This window comes from Stenotrophomonas maltophilia (assembly GCF_039555535.1).
GTDB lineage: Bacteria > Pseudomonadota > Gammaproteobacteria > Xanthomonadales > Xanthomonadaceae > Stenotrophomonas > Stenotrophomonas maltophilia_Q.
This window is the reverse complement of the sequence record NZ_CP154630.1, coordinates 865,534-885,727: the sequence shown is the minus strand read 5'-3', so window position 1 is coordinate 885,727 and position 20,194 is coordinate 865,534. Positions and strand designations below refer to the sequence as shown.

Here is a 20,194-nt window from a genome sequence, read left to right as displayed (position 1 = left end):
GTGGTGGTGAGCCGCTTATTCTGCTGATGGGACGGGGGGCTGTCAACGCTTTTTTCCATCTTTTTCACACGTTGTCGCAAACCCATTGATACGCAAGGTTATTGACCGGGGACCGGCAGGGTCTCGCTGGCGAAAATTGCGACATGGGGAACTCCGTCGGCGCCGATCCAGCCCCGATACATGCCCTGGGTGTTGAACGGCGTGGCCATTTTTCCGTCTGCGGCGAGCACGATCGCACCACCATCGCCGCCCATCTGCGGGATCGTCTCGTTGATCACGCCCTTGCCGGCCTGCTCCGGGCTCTGCCCCTGGTAACGCATGCGTGCGCAGATCTCGTGCGCGGCAGCACTGCGGATGTAGTACTCGCCCCAGCCGGTGCCAGACACCGCGCAGCGCGCGTCAGCCCAGGTACCGGCGCCGATGATCGGCGAATCACCCACACGTCCATACCGCTTGTTGGTCATGCCGCCGGTGGAGGTGCCCGCCGCGAGATGCCCCTGCGCGTCCAATGCGACCGCACCCACGGTACCGAAGTGCTTTGCGGTCTCCAGGTCGGCATGCGCCTGGCCGCTGGCCTCTTCCTTCAGCGCGCGCTGCAGCTGCTGCCAGCGCTTGTCGGTGCGGAAGTACGCCGGATCAACCAGGGTGATGCCCTGTTCCACCGCGAACGCCTCTGCGCCCTGCCCGACCATCATCACGTGCCTGGATTTCTGCATCACGGCCTGCGCCAGCAGGATCGGGTTGCGCACCCGCTGCACGCCGGCCACCGCACCCGCGGCCTGGGTGGCGCCATCCATCACCGCCGCATCCAGCTCGTTGCGGCCGTCGTGGGTGAACACCGCCCCCTTGCCGGCATTGAAGGTGGGATCGTCCTCCAGCACGGTGATCGCCGCGGTGACCGCAGCGAGCGCCGGGCGACCCGCGGCCAGTTCGGCATGCCCCTTCAGCAGCGCCGCCCGCAGCGCTTCACGTACCGCCTTCTCTTCGGCCGGTGACAGGTCCTTGCGCTCGACGCCGGCGCCGCCATGGATGACCAGCAGCGGCGAGGTGGCCGGTGCGGCCTGGGCGAGCAACGGCAGGAACAGCAGCGCGGACAGCGCCAGGCGCAGTTTCATCGGGTACGTCTCCAGCAGGTGTAGTGATTGGAATGCACGGGCAGCGCCGGGCCATGCCCGGCGGAAGGCACAGCGCGGCAGGGCCGCCGGGCATGGCCCGGCGCTACCGCGGCTATTGACGGACGACTTCAATCTCGCCGTCGCTGACGTCGGCCACGGCCTGGTAATCGGCCTCGGCCTGGAAATCGTCCAGGCGCATGCGGCTGCCGCTGGCGACCACCGTCACCGGCACTGCATGGAAGCGCAACGGCTCACCTTCGACCAGGCGGTCCGCATCACGCCCGGGGCTGACCACCCAGACCTTGCCTTCGCCGTCGGCACTGTAGACCTGGGCCTGGCCATCCGGTTCGACGCAGAGAGCGGTGTCCTCGTCGACCCCGATGCCGACGATATCGGGGTCGCCACTGTCCTGTGCGGCGCGCGCCACGAACACGATCAGGCGACCGAGCCGGTCGCGCTTGTCGAAGTGGGTGTCGGTGACTACGCGCTGCAGGTAGGGCATCTGCAGGAAGCCACTGTCCATGGTCACCGCGCTGCCCATCGGGTCCGCCAGGGCTCCGGCCGAGGTGATGCTGCCACCATCCATCGCGCCGTAGGCATAGCCACCGAGGATCGCCAGTCCGGCGCTGGTACCGGCAATCGGCTTGCCTGCACGCACATGTGCGTTGAGCGCGCGGTTGAGCGCGGTGCCCTTCCAGAAACGGATGTAGCGTGACTGGTCACCGCCGGCGATGAAGATGGCATCGGCCGCGGCAACCACGCGCAACACGGCAGGATCGTCCGCACCGCGGCGACTGTCGAAGACCAGGGTCTGCACCGCGGTGGTCCCACCGATCTCGCGATAGAGCCGGTCCTGCAGCTCATCGTCACCGGAAGCGCGCAGGATCAGCACGCGGCCGTTGCCGGCCTGCCGGAGCCACCATTGGAAGGCCTCGGGCACCCATTCGCCACCGCCCATCAGCATCATCGCCGGTGCGCGCGGACCGGGCCTCGGCGCCTCCAGGTCACCCACTTCGTAATAGGCAAAGCCAGGCCCCTGCAGATCCTCTGCAAGGGCCGCAAGGGGCCACGCCAGAACCAGCAGTGCCAGCCAGAGGAAGCGTCCGCGCAAGGGGCTATGGGGGCGTCGCATCTTGATCTCCCTGAACAAAATCGACTTGCAAGCGTTTTCACTCTTTGCCAGATAGAGACCCAGTAGTCAAGGACATGAAAAAGGCGTTAAATGCGCGCGCCCATTCCGGAAATCTGAATGGGGGACATGGCCCCTCCTCTGCGGGCCGGCTTCATTTCCGAGAATTCCTCATGCGTAGAAAGGCGATGGCGTGGTCGATCCAGCTGGCGTTGATGGGCGTGGCTGCTTCCGCGGCGGCCCAGGCTCCGGCTTCCTCTTCGGTTCAACAACTGGACGCGGTGCAGGTCACCGGTTCGCGCATTCCGCGTGCCCAGGTGGAAGGCCCCGCCCCGATCACGGTGATCAGCGCCGAGCAGATCCGCTCCAGCGGCTTCACCACCGTGCCGGACGTGCTGCGCGCGATGACCCAGAACGGCGGTGAGACGCAGAGCCAGCAGTCCTCCAGTGGCGCCGACTTCTCGCCGGGCGCCCAGCAGGTGGACCTGCGCGGCCTGGGCCCGAACCACACACTGGTACTGGTCAACGGCCGCCGCATCGCCGACTTCCCGATGCCGTTCAAGGGCCGCAGCAACTTCACCGACGTCTCCAACATCCCGCTGGGCATGATCGAGCGCATCGAAGTGCTGACCGGCAGCGCCTCGGCCATCTACGGCTCGGACGCGATCGCCGGCGTGGTCAACTTCATCCTGAAGAAGAAGGCCGACGGCACCACCATCGACATGCGCGTGGGCACCACCAGCGAAGGCGGTGGCGAGTCGTTCGACATGAGCCTGGCCAGCGGCTTCAGCCGCGGCAACTTCAACGCCGTGTACAGCGTCGAGCTGCAGTCGCAGACCCCGCTGTGGGCCTATGAGCGCGACATCCAGGATTCGACCCAGGACGGCCCCAGCGAGGGCTCGCGCATCGCGCGCCGCGCTTACCTGCGCACCGACTACGACGACAACTACCTGGACCCGGGTGCCGCCACCTGCGAAGCCCTGGCCGGGCAGAACCAGGGCAGCACCTACCGCGCCTACCGTCCGAAGTACGGTTACTACTGCGGCAGCGACGCGTCGATCGGCTACGGCACCATCCTCAGCAAGCGCCGTGGAGCCAACGGCTACGCATCGCTGAGCTACGACTTCGACAATGGCCAGCAGTGGTTTGCCGACGTGCAGCTGGGCTACCACACGATGTCGCTGATGCGCGATGTCACCAAGTGGGGCCGGATGGATGCCAACGGCGATGAGTCGGGCTATTTCAACAACCAGGCCACCGGCGAGATCGAGTTCTGGCAGCGCCAGTTCTCGCCCGAGGAGATGGGCGGCCTGCGCAATGCGATGGTACGCAGCACGCAGAAGACCTTCAGCGTGACCACCGGCTTCAAGGGCAACCTGACTGGCAACTGGGACTACGAAGCGGCACTGAGCCACTCGCAGTACCAGTCACGGATCAGCTGGGCGCAGATCATCGCCGCCAAGGCCAATGACCTCTTCCTGGGCCCGCAGCTGGGCGTGGACGATGACGGCTTCCCGATCTACAACGCAGACCCGTCGCGGCTGTACCGGCCGCTGACCCGCGCCGAGTACGATTCGATTGCCGCACGCACCACCTATTCGCCGAAGTCGCGCACCGAGACGGCAGCGTTCACCCTGACCAACTCGTCGCTGTTCGGCCTGCCGGGCGGTGATGCCGGTTTTGCCGCGACCGTGGAAGTGGGCCAGCAGGCCTACGCGCTGAATCCCGATCCCCTGGCCACCCAGTACTACTACTACAGCTGGAAGGACTCGGACGGCCAGGGCTCGCGCAACCGCTGGGCGACCGCCGCCGAGCTGCGCATGCCGCTGCACGAGACGGTCAACCTGAGCGTGGCCGGCCGTTACGACCAGTATCGCTATTCGGGCCACACCATCGGCAAGGCGACCTGGAGCGGCGGCCTGGAATGGCGCCCGATCGACACCCTGCTGGTACGTGGTTCGTATGGCACGGCGTTCCGCGCACCGGACCTGCACTACGTGTTCGCCGGCCCCGGCAACGACGAGACCACTGCCGAGGACCTGTACAGCTGCCGTGCCGACGGCGCCAGCGACTGCTCCGACTACGAGCGCAACCTGATCCGCAGCCGCACCGGCAACCGCCAGCTCGACCCGGAAACCAGCACCTCGTGGAGCGCTGGCTTCGTCTGGTCGCCGGCGATCGGCCTGGACCTGTCGGTGGACTGGTTCGACATCGACATGCGCAAGCAGGTGCAGGACATGGATGTGCGCACCATCCTGGCCAACGAAGCGAACTGCCGGCTCGGCAGCGCGGACATCAACTCGCCGACCTGCGTGGATGCACTCGACCGCATCACCCGCACCAGCGACGGCCGCCTGTATGGCGTGCGCGTGGCCCCGATCAACGTTGCCCGCGAGTCCACCTCCGGCATTGATGTCGGCCTGCGCTACCGCGTGCAGACAGGCATCGGCGACTTCATCCTCAATGGCACCCACACCTGGGTGAAGAAGCACGATTTCCAGCGCTACCCCGGCGATCCGACCCTGGACCAGTTCGCGGTCAACAGCGGCTTCGACATCCCGCGCACCAAGACCAGCCTGAGCGTGACCTGGGAGAAGGACGCGTGGTCGGCCACGGTCTACGGCTCGCGCCTGGGCAAGCTGCCGACTTCGGACAACTACGACCAGTCGTTCGACTGGGACAGCGGCGACAGCCCGTACGTGAAGGCGACGTACCGCTACAACGCCTCGGTGCAGTACCGCTTCGACGACCATTCGCGCCTGTCGCTGGCAGTGGTCAACGTGTTCAACAAGATGCCGCCGAAGGACGCCACCTACACCGCCTACCCGTACTACGACGTGTCCTGGTTCGACAGCATCGGCCGCACCATCAACCTGCAGTACACCCACAAGTTTGGCGGCAGCGCGTTGTAAGGCACGCCGCACTGCAGAACGTGGACGACAAGGCCCGCCATTGGCGGGCCTTGTTGTTTGGGAACCTGGCTCTGGTAGATGCCCATCTTGGTGGGCACTGATCTGCCACGCGCCCACCCAGGTGGGCGACTACCGGAGCGGTCCACGCGGGTTTTCCACACTGCACGTGGAAAGCGATGGGAACTTGGTGTGGACAAGTGGGCGGAAGCATTCCGCCGCAGGCGTTTCCGGGCGCGGCTATTTTTTGTCCACGGCCCCGATTGTTTTCCACACGATACGTGGAGAGCGATGGGAACTTGATGTGGACAAGTGGGTGCGAGCACTGCAGCGCAGGCGTTTCGAAGCGCGGTGAAATTTTGTCCAGGTCGCGCGGACAAGCCCCTTGTAGAGCCGAGCCCACGCTCGGCTCCAGCTGGCATCAGCCGAGCATGGGCTCGGCTCTACAGCGATACGGGGTTTTCCACACCCGACGTGGAAAGCGATGGGAGTTTGCTGTGGACAAGTGCCGGCAAGCGTCACAGCGCAAGCGTTTCGCAGCGTGGTGTTTTTTTATCCACCTGCGGAAACGCGAACGCCCCGCACAAGGCGGGGCGCTCGGGGTCGATCCGTTACCGCTGGATCAGACGTTGAAGCGGAAGTGCAGGATGTCGCCTTCCTGCACGCGGTATTCCTTGCCTTCCAGGCGCAGGCGACCGGCTTCCTTGGCGCCCGCTTCGCCCTTGTACTTGATGAAGTCGTCATACGCGATGGTCTCCGCGCGGATGAAGCCCTTCTCGAAGTCCGTGTGGATGACCGCGGCAGCCTGCGGAGCGGTGGCGCCCTTGCGCACGGTCCACGCGCGGACTTCCTTCACGCCGGCGGTGAAGTAGGTCTGCAGGCCCAGCAGGCTGTAGGCCGCGTTGATCACGCGGTTCAGGCCTGGCTCGCTCAGGCCCAGGTCGGCCAGGAAGGTGTCTCGGTCTTCGTCGTCGAGCTGCGACAGCTCTTCTTCGATCGCGGCCGACACCGGCACCACCTGCGCGCCTTCGGCTGCGGCGTGCGCGCGCACGGCTTCCAGGTGCGGGTTGTTCTCGAAACCGTCTTCCAGCACGTTGGCGATGTACATCACCGGCTTCAGGGTCAGCAGGAACAGGTCACGGACCAGCGCCTTCTCTTCTTCGTCCAGGCCCACCGAGCGACCAGCCTTTCCGTCCGACAGCGCGGCCTGCAGCTTGGCCAGCACCGGCTTGCGCGCCGCTGCATCCTTGTCGCCGCCCTTGGCAGCACGCTCGGCACGGTTCAGCGCCTTCTCGACGCTGTCCAGGTCGGCCAGCGCCAGCTCGGTGTCGATGGTTTCGATGTCCGAGATCGGGTCGACCTTGCCGGCCACGTGCACGATGTCGCCGTGCTCGAAGCAGCGCACCACGTGGGTGATCGCATCGACTTCGCGGATGTGCGCCAGGAACTTGTTGCCCAGGCCTTCACCGCTGGCGGCACCGGCCACCAGGCCGGCGATGTCGACGAACTCGACCGCGGTCGGAATGACCTTCTGCGGGTTGATGATGCCTGCCAGTTCGCCCAGGCGCGGATCCGGCACCGGCACGATGCCGACGTTCGGTTCGATGGTGCAGAACGGGAAGTTCGCCGCGGCGATACCCGCCTTGGTCAGCGCATTGAACAGGGTCGACTTGCCGACGTTGGGCAGGCCGACGATGCCGCATTTGATACCCATGGGTGACAGCTCTCTGGGGTGAAAGTGATTGGTGAAACAGCGCGCGCGCTGCTTGGCCAATCCATCTCGGTGTCGATCATTGTGTGCCAACCAAGGTTGGCACACACCGGAATCGGGAAGGTTGGCACCTACCCAAAGCGGGTTACTTCGGAGTGTGCAGGCGCTTCATCGCTTCGCTGAAATCGCCCTGTACCGCCAGCGGCATCACGTCGATCGCATCGTCGATGGCACGCGCGATCAGCACGTCGTCGTCCTTGGACGGGCGGCCAAGCACCCAACCCACCACGCGGTCCTTGTGGCCGGGATGGCCGATGCCCACGCGCAGGCGATGGAACCTGCCGTGACCGAGCAGGCGGATGGTGTCGCGCAGGCCGTTCTGGCCGCCGTGGCCGCCGTCGAACTTCAGCCGCGCCACGCCGGGCGCCAGGTCCAGTTCGTCGTGGGCCAGCAGGGTCTCTTCCGGCTCGATCTTCCAGAACCGCTGCGCGGCGGTGACCGACTTGCCACTGAGGTTCATGAAGGTGGCGGGCTTGAGCAGCCACACCGTCTGACCGGCGATCTCGACCTTGGCGGTCTCGCCGAACAGCTTGCTGTCCACATTCCATCGCGCGCCGGCTTTTTCCGCCAGGGCCTCAACGAAATGAAACCCGGCATTGTGCCGGGTCCGGGCGTGTTCCGATCCGGGATTGCCCAGACCGACGATCAGTCGCAGTCCTGCCATGGTTCCTTCCAGTACGGTGCCTGCCCGGAGGCAGGCACCGTAGCGGTATTACTCGGCGGCAGCCGCTTCTTCGTCAGCCGCGTCGGCCTTGCCGGCCTTGGCGGTGACGATGGCGTCGTCGTGGTCCTTGCCCAGCGCCAGGGCCGGGATTTCCACGCCCTTCGGCAGCTTGATGTTGGACAGGTACACCACGTCACCGGCCTTCAGCTCGCCCAGGTCGACTTCGATCGACTCCGGCAGGTCCTTCGGCAGGCAGGTGATGGTCACTTCCTTCAGTTCGTGGGTGACCACGACGTCGGCAGCCTTGCCGGCCGGCGAGGTGTCTTCGTTGATGAAGTGCAGCGGGACCGAAGCGGTCAGGGCTTCGTTCTCGTTCACGCGCTGGAAGTCCAGGTGCATGATCAGCTGCTTGTACGGGTGGCGCTGCATGTCACGCAGAAGAACCTTCTGCACCTGGCCGTCCAGGTTCAGGTCCAGGATCGAGGCATAGAACCACTCGTTCTGCTGGGCCAGCCAGATTTCGTTGTGGTCCAGGCTGATGGCGACCGGCTCGGCGTTGCCGCCGTACACGATGGCCGGGATCACACCAGCGTGACGCAGGCGGCGGCTCGCACCCTTACGCTGCAGTTCACGCTTGGTGACCTTGATTTCATGGGTCTTCGACATTTTCGACTACTCAGGTTGTTGCCGCGCCTTGCGGCTTGGCGGTTGAAGATGCTTCCGCGACCAGAAGCACCCGGGGTATGCCCCCACCGTTGCCGGCGAGGGCGAAAAACTCAATCGACGTACAGCGAGCTGACCGACTCGCCGAAGGCGATGCGGCGCATCGTTTCGGCCAGCATTTCCGCCACGCTCAGCTGGCGGATCTTGCTGCACACCCGCGCGGCGTCCTTCAGCGGGATGGTGTCGGTCACCACCAGCTCGTCGAGCTGGGAATTGGTGATGTTGTCCACTGCCGGGCCCGACAGCACCGCGTGGGTGCAGTAGGCGGCGACCTTGAGCGCACCGCGCGCCTTCAGGGCAGCGGCAGCGGCGCACAGGGTGCCGGCGGTATCGACAATGTCATCGACCATCACGCAGGTCTTGCCTTCGACGTCACCGATGATGTTCATCACGGTGGAGACGTTGGCACGCGGGCGGCGCTTGTCGATGATCGCCAGGTCGGCGTCATCCAGGCGCTTTGCCACCGCACGGGCGCGGACCACGCCGCCCACGTCCGGCGACACAACGATCAGGTTCTCGGTGCCGTAGGCGCGCCAGATGTCGGCCAGCAGCAGCGGGGACGCATACACGTTGTCCACCGGAATATCGAAGAAGCCCTGGATCTGGTCGGCGTGCAGGTCGACGGTCAGCACGCGATCAGCGCCAGCGGTGCTGAACATCTTGGCCGCCAGCTTGGCGGTGATCGGCACGCGCGAGGAACGCATGCGGCGATCCTGGCGCGAGTAGCCGAAGTACGGCACCACGGCGGTCACGCTGGCCACCGATGCGCGCTTGAGCGCGTCGATCAGCACCAGCAGTTCCATCAGGTTTTCCGCGCTCGGCGCGCAGGTCGGCTGGATCACGAACACGTCCTGCTTGCGGACGTTCTCCTCGATCTCCACCTGCACTTCACCATCGGAGAAGTGCGAGACCAGCGCCTTGCCCGGGCGAACCCCCAGTTCCTTGCAGATGTTCTGCGCCAGACGTTTGTTGGCGTTGCCGGAAAAGACCAGCAGGTTCGGGGACTCTTGCATCATGATTGTCTCGGGCGGGGACGAGTGGCGGGGATCCGGAGTCGGCAAGGACCCCGATGGACCCTTGCTGCTGACAACACCGCGGTTGTATCCACGTCCCGCGCGGGCGATGCGCTGGAAGGCGCGGACACAGCCGCTATTGGCAGGGGCGGTAGGATTCGAACCTACGAATGCCAGGATCAAAACCTGGTGCCTTGGGCCTCTTGGCGACGCCCCTGCATTGATAAATCAGTGTTGCTCGAGTGCATCCAGCAGTGGCGAACGCGCAACGCCCGCTGCCACCCTTGCCCGCAACTCCTTCGGCAACTTCGACCGTCCCTGCTCTGCGGCAGACTGCGATGCGAACTCGACGAAACAACCACTTCCCGAACCGGTCAGCCGCGCCGTGCCGATGCCGCTCAACGCAGCGAGCGCGGCCTCGACGGCAGGCTCACGGCGGCGCAGCACCGGTTCGAACGCGTTCCCGACCAAGGTCCCGGAAGCGAAGTCCTCTATTTTCGCCACTGGGCTGTCGCGCGTCAAATCCGGGTCTGCAAACAGGACCGGCGTGGGAACATGAACGCCCGGTTCAACCACCACATACCAGGCCGGGGCCAGGGTGATCGGCTGCAGGCGCTCGCCCACGCCTTCGGCCCACGCATTGCGGCCGCGCACGAACACCGGCACGTCGGCGCCCAGGCGCAGGCCCAGCGCGGCCAGGGCATCTTCATCCAGGCCGGCACGCCAGAGCCGGTTCAGCACCACCAGCACGGTGGCCGCATCGGAGGAACCGCCGCCAAAGCCACCACCCGCAGAAACGTTCTTTTCGACGATGATGTCTACGCCTTGCACGATATTGGCCGCGCTTTTCAGAAGACGCGCGGCGCGTATCGCCAGATCATCCGCCTCGGCAACGCCGACCAGCCCCTCGCCCTCACGACGCACTTGCCCGTCTTCACGCAGGCGCAGACCAATGCGGTCGCCCCAGTCCAGCAGCCGGAACACCGTCTGCAGCTCGTGGTAGCCATCGGCGCGGCGGCCGGTGATGTGCAGGAACAGGTTCAGCTTGGCCGGGGCCGGCCACCAGGACCAGCCCGCGTCATCGCGCCCGGCACTCATGGGGCGCCCTGACCCCACTGGTCCACCAGCAGGCGCACCTTGGCGTCACCATTGCTGGCCTCGATCCGGCGCGGCAGCGCCGGGCGCCCGGCCTCGGCCGGATACCAGTCCAGGTACTGCACCTGCCAGCCCATCTGCTGCATGCGGCGCGGCCGGCCTTCACCGTCGCGCTCGACCTTCTCCGGACCGGCAGCATCGCCGGCCACCAGGCCACGGATCCACTCCGGCAGCTGGTTGACCGGGATGTCCCAGCCGGTCGCCTCCAGCAACAGCTGCTGGGCGTCCTCGCCGTCGCGCGGGCCTCCCGCCAGTCCTTCCAGGCGGCCGGCTCCGGAATGGGTGTCGCCGGTCAGCTTCCAGCTCTGCCGGGTCACCGGCGCGCTCAGCTCGACCACATAGCGCCGGCCTTCCTGCTTCCAGTCGATGCGGCCACTGCCGCCGTCCTTGCCCTTGCTGACCGCGACCCGGCCCTGGAACGCCCAGTCCGGCTGCGCGTGCAGCGCGGCCACGCGCGCGACCTCGGCCTGCGCGGCTTCGGCGGAAACGGTCTCGACCACCGCCGGTGGCGGGGTCTTCTGCGTGCCCACGGTGGTACAGGCGCTGACCGCCAGGGTCACGGCCGCCAGCAGCAGCGGCCGGATCATCGAAACACTCATGGATTGAACTTCTCGCGGGCGCGCAGCAGCGCGCGGTTTTCGGGATCGAGCTTGGCCGCTTCCTCGAAGAAGTGGCGCGCCTCGTCGTGCTTGCCCAGCACCCACAGTACTTCGCCCACATGTGCGGCGATCTCCGGGTCCTTGGCCAGGGTCCAGGCACGGCGCAGCTGCACCAGCGCTTCTTCCTTGCGACCCAGGCGATACAGCACCCAGCCATAGCTGTCGACGATGGCGGCGTTGTCCGGCTCGGCCACGCGCGCGCGGTCGATCAGTTCCAGCGCTTCCTGCAGCCGGCCGGTACGGTCGGCCAGGGTGTAGCCCAGCGCGTTCAGCGCCGGCACGTTCTCCGGGTCGGTCACCAGGATCTTGCGCAGGTCGGCCTCGGCGCGCGGAATGTCGTCACGGCGTTCCCATGTGAGCGCGCGGGCGTACAGCAGGCCATTGTCATCCGGGTAGGCGGCCAGGCCGCGGGCCAGCGCGTCCAGCTCCCCGGCACTGTCGTCGGCGCGCTGGCGCAGTTCGGCTTCCAGCAGGTAGGCGTCGCGGCGCACGTCGTCGTCGACCACCGCATCGGACTGGATCGCGTGCACTTCATCCAATGCCTGCGGCAGGCGCCCGGCCAGGGCCTGGGCGTTGGCCGCGCGCAGGCGCGCCTCGCTCAGCTCATCGCCACCGGGCACGCTGTGGTACCACTGCACGGCCTCGGGGTAACGCTTCAGGTATTCGGCGATCTTGCCCAACAGCAGGCGCTGCGCCGGGTCCGGCTTGGCCGCCTGTCGTGAAAGTTCGTTGTAGAGGTTGGAGAGCGCGGCCTTGTCGCCCTGCTTGGCCAGCAGCGAGGCGCGCATGCCCCAGGTCTGCACGTCCTGCGGGCCGAACGCCAGCACGCGTTCGGCTGCGGACGGCTGGCCGAGACTGTCGTAGGCAATGGCCACTGCATTGCGCAGTTCCGGGTCCTGTCGGGTCTTCGGCTCGACGTCATGCAGCAGCGACAGCGCCTTGCCGGTCTCCCCGGCCTGCTGCAGCTGGCTGGCCCGCAGCAACGCCACGCGCGGTTCTTCGGGGAAACGCTTGACCACTTCATCGATCATGCGCCGCGCCAGTTCGGGTTTGTCCATGCGCAGGGCCAGGCGACCGAACTCCTGCCAGGCCTCGATCTTCGGCGGGATGGCGTTGGCATCGACCAGCTCCCCCAGCACCTGCGCCGGTACCGCCGGGTCGCGGCCGCCGCCGATCAGGGCGGCCAGGGCGAACTTCCAGCCGCGCTCGTCGGGATCGGCCAGCAACGCCTGCAGGTCCCCACGCGCAGCCTTCACATCGCCCTGGCGCATGGCCAGCGCGGCAGCGGCACTGCGCATGGTCAACGAACTGGGCGCACGCTGCTGCCACAGGGCCAGGCCCTTGGCGGCACTGGCGTCGTCGTTGGCCAGCATGGAAATGCGGGTGGCACGCTCGGCCAGGCCGGCGTCGCCGTCGGTCTGCTGGGCCGCCTGCAGGTACCAGCGCGCGGCCTCGGCCAGCTTGCCGGCCTGCAGGGCGAATTCACCGGCCATCACCGGTTCCAGCGCCAGTTCCTCAGTGGCCGGGGCCCGTACGGGGGCCTTGGCCGGCACCGCTGCCAGGGCCTGGGCACAGGCCAGGGACAGCAGCAGAACACTGGGGATGCGAATCAATGCGGGCATCGTCGGCATCGGGGCCTTAAAATGTCGTCCAATGGCCAGCAGCTTATCGCAAGCAACTGAACAATGACCCTGTGGGTGCTCGGACTGAATCACCAGACCGCACCGGTGGAGCTGCGCGAGCGCGCGGCCTTCGCCGGTGAGGCGTTGCCGCGCGCGCTCGGTTCGCTGCGCGATACCCCGCAGATCGCCGAGGCGGTGCTGCTGTCCACCTGCAACCGCACCGAACTGTACGCCGTGGCCGATTCGGCACAGGCACTGGACCAGTGGCTGCACGCCCAGGCCGGCGACCTGCAGGGCTACCTGTACCAGCATGCCGATGCAGAAGCCGTACGCCACCTGTTCCGGGTCGCCACCGGGCTGGACTCGATGGTGCTGGGCGAACCGCAGATCCTTGGCCAGGTGAAGGATGCGTGGTCGACCGCGCGTGACCACGGCCTGCTCGGCCAGCGGTTGGACCGCCTGTTCCAGCAGACCTTTTCGGTCGCCAAACGTGCGCGCACCGACACCCAGGTCGGCGCCAATCCGGTCTCAGTAGCCTCGGCCGCGGTACGCCTGGCGCAGAACGCCTTCGCGCGCCTGGACGATTCCACCGTGCTGCTGGTCGGCGCGGGCGAGACCATCGAACTGGCTGCACGCCACCTGAGCGAGGGCAAGGTACGGCGGCTGCTGATCGCCAACCGCACCCTGGCCCACGCGCAGGAACTGGCCAGCCGCCATGGCGGCGTGGCACTGCCGTTGACCGAACTGGACCGCCACCTCGGCGAGGCCGACGTGGTGTTCTCGGCCACCGCCGCACGCGAACCAGTGATCCACCGCGAGATGGTGGCCAAGGCCCTGCGCGCGCGCCGGCACAAGCCGATGCTGCTGTTCGACCTGGCCGTGCCGCGCGACATCGAAGCCGAGGTCGGCACCCTCAACGACGCCTTCCTCTACACCGTCGATGACCTGGAACGCGCGGTGGAAGACAACCGTCGTGGCCGCCGCGAGGCCGCCGCCGAGGCCGAGGCGATCATCGACCTGCAGGTGTCGCGTTTCATCGAGACCCAGCAGGCCAGCGCCCACCAGGCCCCGCTGCGGCAGCTGCGCGCGTTTGGCGAAGCCACCCGCGCCGAGCTGCTGGAGCGTGCGCGCCAGCAGCTGGCCAACGGCAAACCCGCCGACGAAGTGCTGGAACTGCTGGCCCATGGCCTGACCAACCGCCTGCTGCATCCGCCGACCGCCGCCCTGCGCGCGGCCGCGCTGAGTGGCGATGCCGACCTGACCCGCGCCGCCGAGCGCCTGTTCCCGGCCACGCCGGGTTACCGCCACCCACCCGTGAGACCCGATGACGCCGACCCTGCGCCGTAAGCTGGAAGCGCTGGCCGAGCGCCGCGAAGAACTGGAACGCCTGCTCGCCGAACCCGACGTGGTCGCCGACAACACCCGTTTCCGCGACCTTTCGCGCGAATTCGCCCAACTTGAACCGATCGCCATCGCCCTGGCCGATGAATCCCGTGCCAAGGCTGATCTGGCCGCCGCGGAAGGCATGCGCGCCGACCCCGACCTGCGCGAGCTGGCCGACGAGGAAATCGCCGCCGCGCAGGCGCGCCTGCTGGAACTGGAGCAGGAGCTGGCGCTGCTGCTGGTACCGCGCGACCCGCGCGACGAAGGCAACCTGTTCCTGGAAGTGCGCGCCGGCACCGGTGGCGATGAGGCGGCGATCTTCGCCGGCGACCTGTTCCGCATGTACGCCCGCTATGCCGAGCGCCAGGGCTGGAAGGTCGAGATCGAATCGGACAATCCCGGCGAACACGGTGGCTACAAGGAAGTGGTGGCACGGGTGGTCGGCCGTGGTGCGTTCTCGCGCCTGAAGTTCGAATCGGGCACGCACCGTGTGCAGCGCGTGCCGGCCACCGAATCGCAGGGCCGCATCCATACCTCGGCGGCCACCGTGGCGATCATCCCGGAGGCCGACGAAGTCGATGACATCGTCATCAACCCGGCCGACCTGAAGGTGGATACGTTCCGCTCCTCCGGCGCCGGTGGCCAGCACGTCAACAAGACCGAGTCGGCGATCCGCATCACCCACATACCGACCGGCGTGGTGGTGGAATGCCAGACCGAACGCAGCCAGCACGCCAACCGCGACAAGGCGATGAAGCGCCTGAAAGCGCAGCTGCTCGACGCCGAGCGCCAACGCCAGGACGCGGCGCAGGCCGAGTCGAGGCGCCTGCAGGTCGGCAGTGGTGATCGCAGCCAGCGCATCCGCACCTACAACTTCCCGCAGGGGCGCATCACCGATCACCGCGTGGAGGGCCTGACCCTGTACGACCTGCCCAACATCCTGGCCGGCGACCTCGATCCGCTGCTGCAGCGGCTCAGCCACGAACACCAGGTCGACGCCCTGGCCCAGCTGTCGGCAGGCTGAGCACGATGTCGGCCTGGCAGCAGCGACAGCAACTGCAGCAAGCGATCGCCCGCCAGCCCGACGACTTCGTCGCCTGGGTGATGCTGGCCGACGTGGAACTGGAAGCCGGCGACATCGCTGCCGGCGAACAGGCCGCGCGACGTGCGCTGCAGCTGCGCCCGAATCACCCCGAAGCGCTGGCACGGCTGGGCCGCGTGGCGTGGATGGCCGGTGCACATGGCGATGCGGCCAAGCTGCTCGGCCAGGCCTCGGCATTGGCACCGCAGCATCCCGGCATTGCGCTGTGGCTGGGCCATGCACTGGAAGATGCCGATGATGCCGAAGGCGCGTCGGCGGCCTATCGACGCGCGCATGGGCTGATGCCGGCCGAGCCGTACATCGCCGCCCAGCGCCTGGCCTGGCAGCGTCGCCTGTGCGATTGGCAGGACCTGGACACGCTGGCGGCACAGGTGCGCGCCGCCGTTGCCAGCAGCCAGGGCGTGGTCGAGCCGTTCGCCTTCCTCAGCGAGGACGCCAGCGCTGCCGAACAGTTGGCCTGCGCGCACACCCGTGCGCTGGCCGTGGCTGCCTCGGTGCGGCCATTGCCGCCGGCAACGGTGCGCCCGCACGGCCCGCTGCGCGTCGGCTTCCTCTCCAATGGGTTCGGCGCACATCCGACCGGATTGCTGACCGTGGCGCTGTTCGAGCAGCTGCGTCGCGACCCCGCACTGCAACTGCATCTGTTCGCGCTGAACCGCGACGACGGCAGCCGCATCCGCCAGCGGCTGCAGGCAGCGGCGCAGCTGCATGATGTGGCCGGCCTGCGCCATGACGATACCGCCGCACGCATCCGCGCACAGGGCATCGACCTGCTGTTCGACCTGCGCGGCTGGGGCGGTGGCGGCACGCCGGAAGTGCTGGCGATGCGCCCTGCCCCGCTGCAGCTGAACTGGCTGGCCTATCCGGGCACGTCGGGGGCGCCGTGGATGGATGCGGTGGTCGGCGATGCCTTCGCGCTGCCGCCGGCACTGGAGCCGCACTACAGCGAACGCGTGCTGCGCCTGCCGCGCGCCTTCCAGCCGTCAGACAACACGCGTGTGCTGGAGCCTGCGCCGACCCGTGCCGACTGCGGTCTGCCCGAGCAGGGCGTGGTGTTCTGCTGTTTCAACAACAGCTACAAGCTCAACCCGCGCAGCATCGGCCGTGCCTTCGCAGTGCTGCATGCGGTGCCCGGCAGCGTGCTGTGGCTGCTGTCCGGGCCCGGCCAGGCCGATGCGCGCCTGCGTGCCGCCGCACAGGCCGCGGGCCTGGACCCGGCGCGCCTGGTGTTCATGGCCAAGCTGCCGCACCCGCAGTACCTGGCGCGCTATCCGCTGGCCGACCTGTTCCTGGACACGCATCCGTACAACGCCCACACCACCGCCTCCGATGCGCTGTGGGCCGGCTGCCCGGTGCTGACCTGCCCGGGTGACACCTTCGCTGCGCGCGTGGCCGGCAGCCTCAACCATCACCTCGGCCTGGCCCGGCTGAACGTCGCCGACGATGCCGCGTTCATCGCCACTGCCAGCGCACTGGGCAACGACCCGGCGGCGCTGGCCGCGTTGCGCGCTGAGCTGGCGCAGGCACGCGAGCGCAGCGGGCTGTTCGACATGGCGGCCTTCGCACGCGATCTGTCCGCACTGCTGCAGCAGCTGGCCCGCGAACACGGCTGGCAGGGCCTCGACACGCCCTGACATCGCCCTGCGCTACGCTCGGGCTTCCTTCCCGCGTGGTGTGACGATGGCCAAGCTCAAGCGCAAGGAGTACGACGAACTGCTGCTGCCACTGCAGCTGGAACTGACCGCGATGGCGCGCTGGGTGCAGCACAGCGGGCAACGCCTGCTGGTGCTGTTCGAAGGCCGCGACACGGCGGGCAAGGGCGGCGCGATCCAGGCCATCAGCCAGCACCTCAACCCTCGCCAGTGCCGGGTGGTGGCCTTGCCCAAGCCCACCGACCGTGAAGCCACGCAGTGGTACTTCCAGCGCTACGCGAGCCATCTTCCCGCTGCCGGCGAGATCGTGCTGATGGACCGCAGCTGGTACAACCGTGCCGGCGTCGAACGGGTGATGGGCTATTGCAGCGAAACCGAGTACCAGCAGTTCCTGCGCCAGGCGCCGGTGTTCGAACAGCTGCTGGTGGACGACGGCATCCTGCTGTTCAAGTACTGGCTGTGCGTTGACCAGGAACAGCAGGAGAAGCGCTTCGCCGAGCGTCATATCGACCCGCTGAAGGGCTGGAAACTGTCCCCGGTGGACCTGAAATCGCGCAGCAAGTACAGCGCCTACACCGAGGCCCGCGAGGCGATGCTGCGCGCCACCCACCGCGAAGGCGCGCCGTGGACGCTGGTGAATTTCAACGACCAGCGCCTGGGCCGGCTGACCCTGGTACGCAACCTGCTGGACCGGCTGCCGGATACGCGCGTGGATGCGCCGTTGCCGGAGCTGCCGAAGCTGAAGGGCAAGCTGCATCGCGAGCACTACGACGTGCTGAAGCCGATCGAGGATTTCCCGGTAGAGGAATAGGCTTTGTTCGGCAGGGCCTGCGGCCCTGCACCTGCAGAAGCCCTCAAGCAACGGCAACAGCCGGCTCTGGGAGTTTTGCTTGTTGGCTGGGGTGGTGTGGGTTGGCAGGACGCGCCGTAAACCCATCCATGGGGGCTCGATGGCGCCATCCATGGCGCCAACGGTCCTGCCAACCCACACCGCCCCATCCCCGACAGATTTCCGGTGACGGAGGTAGATCCACGCCATGCGTGGATGAATCTCCATTGAAATCGAATATTTCGACAATCTGGCGAAGAGCATCCACGCATGGCGTGGATCTACGTGTCGACCAAGGTCGACACCCACCAACAGCAGCGTGGTCGACACCAACCAAGAGCAGGCCATGCATTCCGACAGATCGCGGAGATCTGTCGAAGGCGGGGTGGGTCCGGTTGCGGGGGGCCAGATCAGTCCGCGGCATGGATGCCGCGGCCAAGCCCCCAAGGATGGGTTTACGGCGTCCCCCGCAACCGGACCCACCCCGCCTACCCACAGGAAACCCGCTTCTGCTTCGGCTATTGCTGTTCCTGAGGTTGCCGGCCAGCGGCCGGCACTACTGCGGGTGCAGGGCCGCAGGCCCTGCCGACCAACCCACTACCTGGCAGCAGCGATCTGCTTTTCGATGTCGGCGGCAGTCACCGGGCCAAGGAAGCTGTGCGCCAGCTTGCCCTGCGGATCGATGAGATGCGTCAGCGGCAGGCCGCGCGGCGTGGCGAAATCAGCCGGCGGGTCGAACGGGTCGACGATCACGATCGGATAGGTCACCGGATGCTTGGTCAGGAATGCCTGCATCTCCGGCGCTTCGATGTCCTCGTAGGCCAGGCCGACCACTTCAATGTTGCTGCGCATCGCATGCAGCGCCGACAGCTCCGGCATCTCCTTGCGGCACGGCGCGCACCAGGTCGCCCAGAAGTTCACCACCACCCACTTGCCGCGGTGCGCGGCCAGGTCGTAGTCGCTGCCATCCACCGCCTTCATCTTCAGTGTCGGGAACTCGGCGGTGGTGCGCTCGGCCGGGGTTTCCTCGACCGGGGCCGGTGCGGCCGGCGTCGGTGCCTGTGCCGGCGGCTGGCTGCTGGACGGGGCCGGCTCCTGCGCCGGCTTGCAGGCTGCCAGCGCCAGCAGGAGGGCCAGCGGGAGCAGCAGCAACGGGGTCTTGCGGGTCATGGCATGTCTCCAGATTCGGTGTAGATATCGCTGACCTTGCGCTTGAGGCGTTCGCGCAGGGGCAGTCGCAGGTCGTCCAGTGCCGCCAGTGCGGCGCGACCCAGGCTGTCGTCCCGGTACGGCAGATGCTGCTCGGCCACCGGGATGCGCAGCTGGGTGCATTCGTACAGATCGGCCAGGCTGACCTGGTCCAGGTCGCGCGACAGCAGCCACTCACCGCGCTCGTCGCGGCGCAGCAGGCCGATCTCCTGCAGGTTGCAGGCCAGGTCCTGCAGCAGCGAATCGGTCAGCATCGGCTCCAGACGCAGGATTTCATCGTCAGCCAGGCCCTTGCCCTTGGCTCGGGCATGGTGGAAGCGGCCCAGCAGGCGCAGCAGGCCATAGAACTCGTAGCCCTGCGGCAGGCGCAGTTCCACCGGCTGGTAGCGGAAGGCCGCCATCGACGAGGACAGCGATGCGCCCAGCAGCACCGCCACCCAGCACAGGTAGATCCACAGCAGCAGGATCGGCACGAAGGCCACCGTGCCATAGAGCTTCTGGTAGGACTGGAAGCTGCCCAGGTAGGCGCCGATGCCCCATTTCACCAGTTCCAGGATCACCGCCGCCAGGATCGCGCCGGGCACCGCGTGCCGCCACTTCACCGTGTGGTGCGGCACCACCCGGAACATCAGCGTGATGCACACGAACTCGATCAGGATCGGCGCCAGCCGCAGCGCCAGCTCGGCCAGCCAGCGGCCCTCCTGGGTGCCGAACAGCGGCATCGCGAACACCCGTGCCGACACTGCCAGCGACGCGGCGGCAAGCATCGCGCCCAGCGTCAGTACGGTCCAGTAGACCAGGAAGCGGGTCAGCTTGGGCCGGGTCGAGCCGACCCGCCATATCTGGTTGAAGGTCTCTTCAACACTGTTGAGGGTGATCAGCAGCGACACCACCAGCGCGATGAAGCCGGCGGCGGTGAGCTGGCCGGCACTGGCCGAGAACTGCCGCAGGTAGCCCTCGGCCGCGCGCGCGGCATTGGGCACGAAGTTGGAGAAGACGTAATCGCTGAGCTGGTCGCTCCAGCGGTCGAAGACGGGGAAGGCCGAGAGCACGCCGAACACCACGATGGCCAGCGGCACCAGTGCGAACACCGTGGTGTACGCCAGCGCCGCCGCTGCCTGGAACAGGCGGTCGTCGAGGAAGCGATGCCACAGGAAGCGGCCGAAACTGATGGCCCGTGCGCGATCCCGCGCGCGCTCCATCCACAGGTTGAGCGTATCCAAAGGTTCCATCGGTGGAAGGGTACCCGATGCGGAATG

16 protein-coding genes and 1 tRNA gene are annotated in these 20,194 nt (G+C 67.2%); 5 read left to right on the top strand and 12 right to left on the bottom strand.

Annotated features, from left to right (window positions below):
* Positions 1 to 98: 98 nt before the first annotated feature.
* Together AASM09_RS03980 and AASM09_RS03975 are read right to left on the bottom strand one after the other, a co-directional pair.
* Positions 99 to 1,115 carry an isoaspartyl peptidase/L-asparaginase family protein gene (locus tag AASM09_RS03980; RefSeq protein WP_049432722.1) on the bottom strand — a complete coding sequence of 339 codons (1,017 nt, stop codon included), beginning with the start codon at positions 1,113 to 1,115 and terminating at the stop codon, positions 99 to 101.
* Positions 1,116 to 1,227: 112 nt separating this feature from the next.
* Positions 1,228 to 2,247, bottom strand: coding sequence for a cyanophycinase (locus tag AASM09_RS03975; protein WP_049432749.1), 1,020 nt, complete (start codon positions 2,245 to 2,247; stop codon positions 1,228 to 1,230).
* 170 nt (positions 2,248 to 2,417) lie between these two features.
* Here AASM09_RS03975 and AASM09_RS03970 point away from each other — a divergent pair, with 170 nt between their 5' ends.
* Positions 2,418 to 5,156: a TonB-dependent receptor plug domain-containing protein gene (locus AASM09_RS03970; RefSeq protein ID WP_049432724.1), complete on the top strand. Its 2,739-nt coding sequence runs from the start codon at positions 2,418 to 2,420 to the stop codon at positions 5,154 to 5,156.
* A 619-nt stretch (positions 5,157 to 5,775) separates the two neighbouring features.
* Here AASM09_RS03970 and ychF read toward each other — a convergent pair.
* The 8 genes from ychF to AASM09_RS03930 all read right to left on the bottom strand — a co-directional run bounded on the left by ychF (position 5,776) and on the right by AASM09_RS03930 (position 12,760).
* Positions 5,776 to 6,867 carry a redox-regulated ATPase YchF gene (gene ychF / locus AASM09_RS03965; protein WP_049432727.1) on the bottom strand — a complete coding sequence of 364 codons (1,092 nt, stop codon included), beginning with the start codon at positions 6,865 to 6,867 and terminating at the stop codon, positions 5,776 to 5,778.
* 142 nt (positions 6,868 to 7,009) lie between these two features.
* Positions 7,010 to 7,588: an aminoacyl-tRNA hydrolase gene (gene pth, locus AASM09_RS03960; RefSeq protein WP_049432729.1), complete on the bottom strand. Its 579-nt coding sequence runs from the start codon at positions 7,586 to 7,588 to the stop codon at positions 7,010 to 7,012.
* A 48-nt stretch (positions 7,589 to 7,636) separates the two neighbouring features.
* A complete protein-coding gene (locus tag AASM09_RS03955; RefSeq protein WP_014036085.1) occupies positions 7,637 to 8,254 on the bottom strand; it encodes a 50S ribosomal protein L25/general stress protein Ctc in 618 nt (205 codons plus the stop codon).
* 110 nt (positions 8,255 to 8,364) lie between these two features.
* Positions 8,365 to 9,324 carry a ribose-phosphate diphosphokinase gene (locus AASM09_RS03950; RefSeq protein ID WP_005415400.1) on the bottom strand — a complete coding sequence of 320 codons (960 nt, stop codon included), beginning with the start codon at positions 9,322 to 9,324 and terminating at the stop codon, positions 8,365 to 8,367.
* A gap of 140 nt (positions 9,325 to 9,464) precedes the next feature.
* Positions 9,465 to 9,541: transfer RNA gene (locus AASM09_RS03945), tRNA-Gln, on the bottom strand.
* A gap of 11 nt (positions 9,542 to 9,552) precedes the next feature.
* Entirely contained in the window at positions 9,553 to 10,422 is an 870-nt protein-coding gene (gene ispE / locus AASM09_RS03940) for a 4-(cytidine 5'-diphospho)-2-C-methyl-D-erythritol kinase (protein ID WP_049432732.1), read from the bottom strand.
* On the bottom strand, positions 10,419 to 11,078 hold the full coding sequence (gene lolB, locus AASM09_RS03935) for a lipoprotein insertase outer membrane protein LolB (RefSeq protein WP_049432736.1): 660 nt from the start codon (positions 11,076 to 11,078) through the stop codon (positions 10,419 to 10,421). The genes ispE and lolB overlap by 4 nt, the downstream gene beginning before the upstream one ends.
* Positions 11,075 to 12,760, bottom strand: a complete 1,686-nt coding sequence (locus tag AASM09_RS03930) for a tetratricopeptide repeat protein (protein ID WP_180848841.1) — start codon at positions 12,758 to 12,760, stop codon at positions 11,075 to 11,077. Before AASM09_RS03930 ends, lolB begins: the two co-directional genes overlap by 4 nt.
* A 63-nt stretch (positions 12,761 to 12,823) precedes the next feature.
* Between AASM09_RS03930 and hemA the strand changes: the two genes are divergently transcribed.
* The 4 genes from hemA to ppk2 are packed head-to-tail and all read left to right on the top strand — an operon-like array spanning position 12,824 to position 17,708.
* Entirely contained in the window at positions 12,824 to 14,107 is a 1,284-nt protein-coding gene (hemA, locus tag AASM09_RS03925) for a glutamyl-tRNA reductase (protein ID WP_049432743.1), read from the top strand.
* The gene (prfA, locus tag AASM09_RS03920) at positions 14,085 to 15,167 is read left to right on the top strand and encodes a peptide chain release factor 1 (protein WP_100443768.1); all 1,083 of its coding nucleotides are present in this window, start codon (positions 14,085 to 14,087) and stop codon (positions 15,165 to 15,167) included. The genes hemA and prfA overlap by 23 nt, the downstream gene beginning before the upstream one ends.
* Before the next feature lie 5 nt (positions 15,168 to 15,172).
* Entirely contained in the window at positions 15,173 to 16,879 is a 1,707-nt protein-coding gene (locus tag AASM09_RS03915; protein WP_049426750.1) for a tetratricopeptide repeat protein, read from the top strand.
* Between the two features lie 46 nt (positions 16,880 to 16,925).
* Positions 16,926 to 17,708 (top strand): polyphosphate kinase 2, encoded by a 783-nt coding sequence (gene ppk2 / locus AASM09_RS03910; protein ID WP_049426751.1) that lies wholly within the window; start codon positions 16,926 to 16,928, stop codon positions 17,706 to 17,708.
* A 615-nt stretch (positions 17,709 to 18,323) separates the two neighbouring features.
* Here the strand turns inward: ppk2 and AASM09_RS03905 are convergent.
* Complete coding sequence (locus AASM09_RS03905) at positions 18,324 to 18,896, bottom strand: TlpA family protein disulfide reductase (RefSeq protein WP_049428782.1); 573 nt, start codon at positions 18,894 to 18,896, stop codon at positions 18,324 to 18,326.
* A complete protein-coding gene (locus AASM09_RS03900; protein WP_049428781.1) occupies positions 18,893 to 20,167 on the bottom strand; it encodes a YihY family inner membrane protein in 1,275 nt (424 codons plus the stop codon). The genes AASM09_RS03905 and AASM09_RS03900 overlap by 4 nt, the downstream gene beginning before the upstream one ends.
* Between the last annotated feature and the right edge of the window lie 27 nt (positions 20,168 to 20,194).

What these genes read in the sequence shown, in the direction of transcription:
- AASM09_RS03980 (WP_049432722.1), bottom strand. Translation starts at nt 1,115, where the DNA reads ATGAAACTGCGCCTGGCGCTGTCCGCGCTGCTGTTCCTGCCGTTGCTC.
- AASM09_RS03975 (WP_049432749.1), bottom strand. Translation starts at nt 2,247, where the DNA reads ATGCGACGCCCCCATAGCCCCTTGCGCGGACGCTTCCTCTGGCTGGCA.
- AASM09_RS03970 (WP_049432724.1), top strand. Translation starts at nt 2,418, where the DNA reads ATGCGTAGAAAGGCGATGGCGTGGTCGATCCAGCTGGCGTTGATGGGC.
- ychF (WP_049432727.1), bottom strand. Translation starts at nt 6,867, where the DNA reads ATGGGTATCAAATGCGGCATCGTCGGCCTGCCCAACGTCGGCAAGTCG.
- pth (WP_049432729.1), bottom strand. Translation starts at nt 7,588, where the DNA reads ATGGCAGGACTGCGACTGATCGTCGGTCTGGGCAATCCCGGATCGGAA.
- AASM09_RS03955 (WP_014036085.1), bottom strand. Translation starts at nt 8,254, where the DNA reads ATGTCGAAGACCCATGAAATCAAGGTCACCAAGCGTGAACTGCAGCGT.
- AASM09_RS03950 (WP_005415400.1), bottom strand. Translation starts at nt 9,324, where the DNA reads ATGCAAGAGTCCCCGAACCTGCTGGTCTTTTCCGGCAACGCCAACAAA.
- ispE (WP_049432732.1), bottom strand. Translation starts at nt 10,422, where the DNA reads ATGAGTGCCGGGCGCGATGACGCGGGCTGGTCCTGGTGGCCGGCCCCG.
- lolB (WP_049432736.1), bottom strand. Translation starts at nt 11,078, where the DNA reads ATGAGTGTTTCGATGATCCGGCCGCTGCTGCTGGCGGCCGTGACCCTG.
- AASM09_RS03930 (WP_180848841.1), bottom strand. Translation starts at nt 12,760, where the DNA reads ATGCCCGCATTGATTCGCATCCCCAGTGTTCTGCTGCTGTCCCTGGCC.
- hemA (WP_049432743.1), top strand. Translation starts at nt 12,824, where the DNA reads ATGACCCTGTGGGTGCTCGGACTGAATCACCAGACCGCACCGGTGGAG.
- prfA (WP_100443768.1), top strand. Translation starts at nt 14,085, where the DNA reads ATGACGCCGACCCTGCGCCGTAAGCTGGAAGCGCTGGCCGAGCGCCGC.
- AASM09_RS03915 (WP_049426750.1), top strand. Translation starts at nt 15,173, where the DNA reads ATGTCGGCCTGGCAGCAGCGACAGCAACTGCAGCAAGCGATCGCCCGC.
- ppk2 (WP_049426751.1), top strand. Translation starts at nt 16,926, where the DNA reads ATGGCCAAGCTCAAGCGCAAGGAGTACGACGAACTGCTGCTGCCACTG.
- AASM09_RS03905 (WP_049428782.1), bottom strand. Translation starts at nt 18,896, where the DNA reads ATGACCCGCAAGACCCCGTTGCTGCTGCTCCCGCTGGCCCTCCTGCTG.
- AASM09_RS03900 (WP_049428781.1), bottom strand. Translation starts at nt 20,167, where the DNA reads ATGGAACCTTTGGATACGCTCAACCTGTGGATGGAGCGCGCGCGGGAT.